Source organism: Bradyrhizobium sp. (assembly GCF_035701725.1).
Lineage (GTDB): Bacteria > Pseudomonadota > Alphaproteobacteria > Rhizobiales > Xanthobacteraceae > Bradyrhizobium.
The window spans coordinates 1-7,271 of the sequence record NZ_DASSRP010000405.1; the positions used below are offsets into that span (position 1 = coordinate 1).

4 protein-coding genes and 1 pseudogene are annotated in these 7,271 nt (G+C 61.9%); 2 read left to right on the forward strand and 3 right to left on the reverse strand.

The features are described from left to right. From VFL62_RS24600 to VFL62_RS24610, 3 genes and pseudogenes are all read right to left on the reverse strand, one after another. A pseudogene (locus VFL62_RS24600) lies at positions 1-403 on the reverse strand (MFS transporter); the annotation flags it as partial. A 271-nt stretch (positions 404-674) separates the two neighbouring features. Further along, positions 675-1,181, reverse strand: coding sequence for a protein tyrosine phosphatase (locus tag VFL62_RS24605; RefSeq protein WP_325174995.1), 507 nt, complete (start codon positions 1,179-1,181; stop codon positions 675-677). Positions 1,182-1,965: 784 nt separating this feature from the next. After that, entirely contained in the window at positions 1,966-5,109 is a 3,144-nt protein-coding gene (locus VFL62_RS24610) for a bifunctional diguanylate cyclase/phosphodiesterase (protein WP_325174996.1), read from the reverse strand. 389 nt (positions 5,110-5,498) lie between these two features. Between VFL62_RS24610 and VFL62_RS24615 the strand changes: the two genes are divergently transcribed. Together VFL62_RS24615 and VFL62_RS24620 are read left to right on the forward strand one after the other, a co-directional pair. Further along, complete coding sequence (locus VFL62_RS24615; RefSeq protein WP_325174997.1) at positions 5,499-6,950, forward strand: acetamidase/formamidase family protein; 1,452 nt, start codon at positions 5,499-5,501, stop codon at positions 6,948-6,950. A 136-nt stretch (positions 6,951-7,086) separates the two neighbouring features. After that, positions 7,087-7,271, forward strand: a 185-nt coding sequence (locus VFL62_RS24620) for a DUF6496 domain-containing protein (RefSeq protein WP_325174998.1), incomplete at its 3' end; no start/stop codon positions are given.

Sequence of the window (7,271 nt, forward strand, 5' to 3'; positions counted from 1 at the left end):
TGAAGCTCCAGGCGGCGGCACTGGCCAGACTCAAGACCGCGTAAATGGCGGTGGCGGCCGCAGCACAGGGAATCCGGCCATAGCGTTCGGCTCCCCAGCTGAACGCGAAGGCGCCGACGATCTGGCCGACATAGCTCGCGCCGATCAGAATGCCGATTTCCGGCGGCGTGATATGCCAAAGCGGCACCAGGATCGGCAGAACGAACGCGATCGACAGCGCATTGAAGGCGTCGAAGAAGGTCGCGCTTCCCATCACTACGCGGGCAATGACAAACCAGCGCGAGGCCGGTACCTGCTCGAGCCGGCCGAGCAGATCGCTGGACGCATTCTCTGCGTCGAAAGAGGTCTGGGCCAATGAGCCGGCCGAAGCCTCGGAGCGCTGCGTTGCATCGGCCAGTGACACGCGTCTCTCCCGCTCTTCGGTTCAGTGGTCCGATTCTAACATTCGCTTCGCTTCTCAGCGGGCACTTTTGCGAAGGTTAGAATCAAGGGACCACTGTAAAATATACGTTTCTAGTGGAGTTTAGGATTTGACATTCGCTTTCCGAGCTTGTGGCTAGACGGGTAGCGAGTGTCAAATCCACTCCACGAGCCGGCAGGGTTGCCCGCCGCATTCTCTACCTGAGTGTCGTTCTGACGGGCAAAAGTTCAAATCAGCCAGTAGCATTGTGAATTCATTCGAGGTCGATGCGAAACGGCTGCCCGACGGTCGTCAGGTTGCCCGGGCCCATTTCGTCGAGCGCGCGCAGCATGCGCCCCTCGCGCCCAAGCGCCTTGTCGGCCAGGCTGACGATCAGCCGGTTCGGAGCTGCGATCGGGGAGGCCGCGCGAATCTGGCGCGCAATCGCGATCTCGTCGCGGTGCGGGTTGAGCGCGCAGGCCGCGGCAAAGGCGCTCGCGGTCGAACGGCTGATGCCGGCATAGCAATGGACCACCAAAGGCGCGTTGCGATCCCAGCCGCGCACGAAGGTCAGGACCTGCTCGATGTGGATCTCGGACGGCACGATGAAGCCGTCGGCGGCTTCGGTAATGTCGTCCATCTGGACCTTGAGATGATTGGCGGGAAGCACCGAGACAGGCCGCTGCACCTGATCGACATTGGCCATCACGGTGAGCACATGGCTGGCGCGGGTGTCCTTGACGGTTGCGGGAAGGGCGGCGAGCGAACAGACGTGGATCATGGGTATCCTTTTGTTTCCCTCATTATACGTCCGCGCGCGGGAGCGGTGAAGGGCGTAACGGATGTCATTGCGCGGCGCGAGAGGCGACGAAGCGATCCCGAATGCGTCTCATTTTCGTCATGGCCGGGACCCGGCCATCCACGTCTTTGTTTCCCCGATAGAGAGCTAAGACGGGATGCCCGCGACAATCGCGGGCATGATGACGGTGTTCCGGCGATGCTTCGGACGCGATTGCGCATTCCCGCGCCGCAAAACGGCCGGATCGATGCTGTCGTTCACCCTCGGTTGGGAGGGTGCAGGGAAAGCCGGGCCGCCAGCGCAACCCGCAGCTCCGCGTGCAAAATGGAAAGCACGCAGATAAGTTCACCACAGGTCCGCCGGATCGGCCCGGCCTTCCCTGCGCGATGGTTTTACGGCTTGCTTCGTGCTCTCTCTGGTGATCGGGCTTTCTTGTCACCATCCGCCGCGTGATGCGAAAGCATCATCGCGACGTTAGCGCCAGCGTCGAGGCGCCAAGACCACACGACTTCGCCGTCCGTTTTCACGCCGCTCGTCTTTCGGCGGCGAAAACGTCCACCGCATCTCGCCCAACGTTCGTGACGATGGCCAACGCCCCTCTTTCGGGCGAGACGGGCGAAGCTGTAGGCGTGATTTGCCCGTCGCTTTAAGCGAAATATTTTTGCGCGCGAGACTGGACACGCACCATACGCAAGTCACTGATTTGCCCGACGGGCAAATCAGGTGCCAGGCGGCTTCGCCGGCGATCGCCAAGCGCCAAGCGGCGTTACGCCACCATGTCCTTGAGCACGGGGGAAGGGTTGAGGTCGAGCTGGGCGATCGGCACCGGGCGGCCAAACAGATAGCCCTGCACCAGGTCGACGCCGGCCGCGCGCATATATTCGAGCTGCTCTTCGGTCTCGACGCCTTCGGCCGTCGTCACGGTGCCGAGGCCTTGCGCCAGCGCGAGCGTCGAGGCCACGACCGCCTTGCAATCGCGGCGGTCGAGCACGCCTTGGGTGAACGACTTGTCGATCTTGATCTTGTCAAAGGGAAAGTTCGTCAGGTAGTTCACCGAAGAGTAGCCAGTGCCGAAATCGTCGAGCGCCACCGATATTCCGAGGTTCTTGACCTGGCGTATCGTGGTTAGATGCGCCTCCTGGTTTTCCAGCAGTGACGTCTCGGTGATCTCGAGCTCCAGCCGTTCCGGCGCAATGCCGGTCTCCAGCAGCGTGCGCAAAATCACCTCGAACAGGTTCCCCTTCTGGAACTGTATAGCCGAGATGTTGACCGCGAGCTTGACGTGCTCGGGCCATGAGGCCGCGTCGGCGCAGGCGCGCCGCAAGATCCATTCGCCGAGCGGACCGATGAGGCCGGTGGTCTCCGCAAGCGGAACGAACTTGTCGGGTGAAATGAAGCCCTTGACCGGATGCCGCCATCGCACCAGGGCCTCGACGCCGCACAGCGCGCGCGTCTTCGCATCGACGACAGGCTGATAGAACAGCTCGAACTCTTCCCGCTCGATGGCGTTGCGCAGCTCGTTCTCCGCGGTGCGCTGCGTATCGGCCACTTCAAGTAGCTCGTTGCGGAAAAACCGGTAGTCGTTCCGGCCGTTGGATTTGGCGTCATAGAGCGCAAGGTCGGCCCGTTTCAGCAACCCCTCGGGATCGGTCTCATGCTCCGGCGCCAGCACGATACCGACACTGGTGCCGAGGGTAGCCCGGTTGCCGTTCAGATCGTATGGCTGGGAGACGGCGTTGATCATGCGCAGCGCAAGCGCGATCGCATCCTCGTGCTGATTGGCGCCGCCTTCCTGGATGATGGCGAATTCGTCACCACCCAGCCGCGCCACGACGTCGGTTTCCCGGACTGTGGCCTGCAGGCGCCGTCCGACCTCGATCAGGAGCTGGTCGCCGGCCGGATGCCCAAGCGTGTCATTGACCGACTTGAACTTGTCGAGGTCGATCATCATGACGGTGATCGCGCCTCCGCGCCGCTTCAAGCGCTTGCACGCTTCAGCGAGCTTGGCGTTGAATTCGGCCCGGTTGGCAAGGCCGGTCAGCGCGTCGTGGCGCGCCAGATGCACGATCTCCGCCTCCGCGCGCCGCCGCTCGGTAATGTCTTCGTGGGTCGCCAGCCAGCCGCCGTCTTCCATCGGTTGCCGCGTCACCAGGATGAAGCGGCCGTCGGCGAATTCATCCACCCGGCATGATGCGGCATCCTTCGGAAGCTGGTCGAGCGATGCGAGTTTTTTCCGGGTCGCCGAGGCGCTGGTATCTCCCTTGAGAATCCCGCGCGAGATCCGGTCTGCGATGATGGCGTGGTGAGGCGTGCCGACCTTGAGGAGCTCGCTCGGAAGCTGATACAGCGACGCATAACGTTCGTTCCAGACCACCAGCCGTTTTTCGCCGTCGAACATGCAAAGACCCTGAGCCATGTTGCTCAAGGCCGCGTCGAACTGCATGTTGATGCGCGACAGCTCGCTCGCCTGTTGCCGGATGGCGTTTTCCTGGCGCGTACGTTCGGTGATATCTTCGTGCGTGGCGACCCAGCCGCCGTCGGACAGCGGACGGTGCGCGATCTGAATCGTGCGTCCTTCTGCGGTTCGAAGCGTGACGCTCTCGCCGCGTGCAACGTGATCGACGATACGTTCGCAGTATTCGTCGACCTTGACCCGGATCGATCCGATGTCATTGCGATGGGCGATCAGGTCGCGCAGATGGCAGCCGGGTTTGACGATCTCGGGCGACAATCCGTACATTTCTAGGTAGCGCTGATTGCAGACGACGAGCCGTCTGGATCGATCGAACAGCGTCAGACCCTGCGTCATGTTTTCGACCGCGGTGTCGAGGCGCTGTTTTTCCAGTCTGACCTGCTGCTGAGACGCGTGGTGCTGCGAATTCAAACTCCGAACGATCAATGCAATCGTGATTGCGACGATAATGGCCGAAAGCACCGCGGCGACCACCAGGAATTTGGTCTGTGCCCGCCAGTCCGCGAGAGATGACGCCACCGTGGTCGTAGCGACGACCGAGAGCGGAAAACGGGAGAGGCTTTGAATCGAGACCAGCCGGTCCGCACCGTCGACCGGGCTGATCAGCCGTCGGGTGCCATGATCAAGTTTGAGGAACGCGGCCGCCTCAGGCGTCGAGGCGGCCCTGAAGTCCTTGCCGATGACCGCTTCAACGTGGGGATAGCGTGCCAGCAGCTTGCCATCGTGATGATGCATGGAGATCGTGGCGTCTTTTCCGAGCGCGACCGCCGAAAAGAATTCCTCGAATTTGTCCGGCGCGATCGCGCGCGACACGACGCCGAGGAACTGGCCGTCCTTGCCGACGACCTTGCGTGTGAGCAGGGTTTTCCAGACGCCGGTGAAGCGGCTCAGCACCAGTTCAACCTGGGGCTGGGTGGCATCCTCGCTGGCCTTGAGCGCCTTGAAATAGGCGCGGTCGTCGATCCTGACGCTGGGGACGCTCGCCGTTTCCGACGAATTGATCAGAACACCGTCGGCATCATAGATGTTCATGCCGGCGACCTTCCTGGACGCGCGGCTGACCTTGTCTACCAGCTTCAAGTGGACTTCGCCGGTGGACATCCGGCGCTTGAAATCGTCCGCGGTTTCGATGCCATCCTGGTGGATCTGCTCGATGATGTCGGCGATCGGCACTTCGGCATCGTCCAGTTGCTGATCGAAGTGACGGGCAAGCAGTACGACGGCGTTTTCCAGCTCGCGCTTGCTGCTTTCGATCGCATGGTCGCGGGAGTTGCCAATCATCATCGCGGTGCCGACCGCGATGGCAGCAACCAGCATAATGCCGCAAATGACGAGCCAGATAATCGGATTGCGCCGGCGCGGCTGGTCGCCGTCGGTCAGGCCGATGTCGTCGATCCCGTCTTTTTCGCCGACAGATTTTTTTCTGCGCGTCAGCATCGTGTTCTTCGCTCCCCGCCGCAGCACGGTACAATGCGAGCGTGGAGCCGACGTTAGTAATGACGGTTATCAAAGCGTTAATTCGGGCGCCAACCCATTGAGTTGTGACGCCTTGAGGCGGGCGATCGCCGGACCGCCCCAAAGCCGGCGGCGGGCTGTTCGCCGCGCATTCATCGTATTTTGGGTCGATCTGGCGCTGCCAAATCGATTGGCACCCATGTGGCGGCCGCAGTCCAACATAAGCTCTTGTGACCGCACCAGAAATTTTTTGTCTTGTTTGCCGTGGGCATACAAACAAGGCAGGCGCGCTCAAAACTCGGCCTTGTTCAATCCAAAACCTCCGCCGAAGATCGCTCGCCGCCGTAGGGCCGACAGGGAGGGATTTAGCAATGTGTAGAGGTGACGATCTCAATTGCCCGCATTTCAAGCTGCATTATGAGAAGTTCAAGGAAGGGCTCGACGTTGAACGCCGTAGCCTGTTGCGCTCGGGCGTTTTCGCCGGCGGCGGTGCCGCGGCGCTCGGCGCGGTCGGCGGCCTGTCCGTGGTGACGCCGGCGCTTGCGCAAGCTTCGGCCGCGCGGCAGCCCACCGAGCGCGCCTATCACCACTTGCCCGCCAATTCCGACACGGTTCACTGGGGCTATTTTTCCAAGACGTTGAAGCCGCGGGTCGAAGTGAACAGCGGTGATATCGTGACGATCGAAACGCTGACCCATCATGCCGGCGACGATGTCGAGCGCATGGTCAACGGCGATCCGGGCGCCGAGAGCGTCTACCTCTGGACCAAAGACAAAAAGGGCGTCGATCGCCGCGGCGCGGGCCCGACGGATCCGAAGCTCTACAAGAAGGGCTCCGGCGAGGGGCAAGGCGTCCACATCATGACGGGGCCGGTGTTCGTGCGCGGCGCCGAGCCCGGTGACATTCTTGAGGTGCGAATTCTCGACTGCGTGCCGCGCGCCTGCGCCAATCCGCAGTTCAAGGGAAAATCCTTCGGCTCGAACGCCGCGGCCAACTGGGGCTTCCAGTACAACGATCTGCTCGGCGGCGTGAAGCGGGAGGTCGTGACGATCTACCAGCTCGAAACCGCGGCCGGCAAAAGCTGGGCGGAAGCGGTCTATAATTTCCAGTGGGTGCCGCAGACCGATCCTTTCGGCGTCACCCATGCCACGATCGACTATCCCGGCGTTCCCGTCGATCACGCCAAGACCAAGCGGAATTTCGATGTCCTCAAAGGCGTGCGGTTGCCGATCCGCCCGCACTTCGGCACCCTCGGCCTCGCGCCGTCGGAAGCCGATTTCGTCGACACGATTCCGCCGAGCTATACCGGCGGCAACATCGACAACTGGCGGATCGGCAAGGGCGCGACCATGTACTATCCGGTATCGGTCGAAGGCGGATTGCTGTCGGCCGGCGATCCGCACGCCTCGCAAGGCGACAGCGAATTGTGCGGCACCGCGATCGAATGTTCGATGACCGGCACGTTCCAGCTCATCGTGCACAAGAAGGCCGACCTTGGCGGGACGCCGCTGGAGCAGCTGAACTATCCGCTGCTGGAAACCCAGACCGAGTGGCTGGTGCACGGCTTCTCGTTCGCCAACTACCTCAAGGAACTGGGACCGGATGCGCAATCGGCGATCTACAGTAAATCGTCGGTCGACCTTGCGATGCGCGATGCGTTCCGCAAGATGCGCCACTTCCTGATGACCACGAAGGGTTTGACCGAGGACGAGGCGATTTCGTTGATGTCGATCGGCGTCGACTTCGGCGTGACGCAAGTCGTCGACGGCAATTGGGGCGTCCACGCGCTGGTTCGAAAGGACGTCTTCTCCGGCAGAGCCTGAAGCGCGACCGAAGGCGAGAGCACAGTAGGCCGTCTCGCCGGCCTCGAAACCAGGAGGCCGCCGCGAGGCGGCTTCTTCCATTTGTGGGGAACTCCAGTTGCGGTCCCTCGTTGGAGCCATAAACAGGAGAGCCGTCATGGCGGAATCATCTCGACAGAAGCGCATCACCGGCCGTGTGATGCATGAGTTCAAGCACGGCGAATTGAAAAGCGGACGCGGCGGAAAGGCCGGCAAGGTGAAAAATCGCCGTCAGGCGATCGCGATCGCCCTCAGCGAGGCCGGCGCTTCGAAATACGACAGCCCCAAACGCAATCGTCGTAA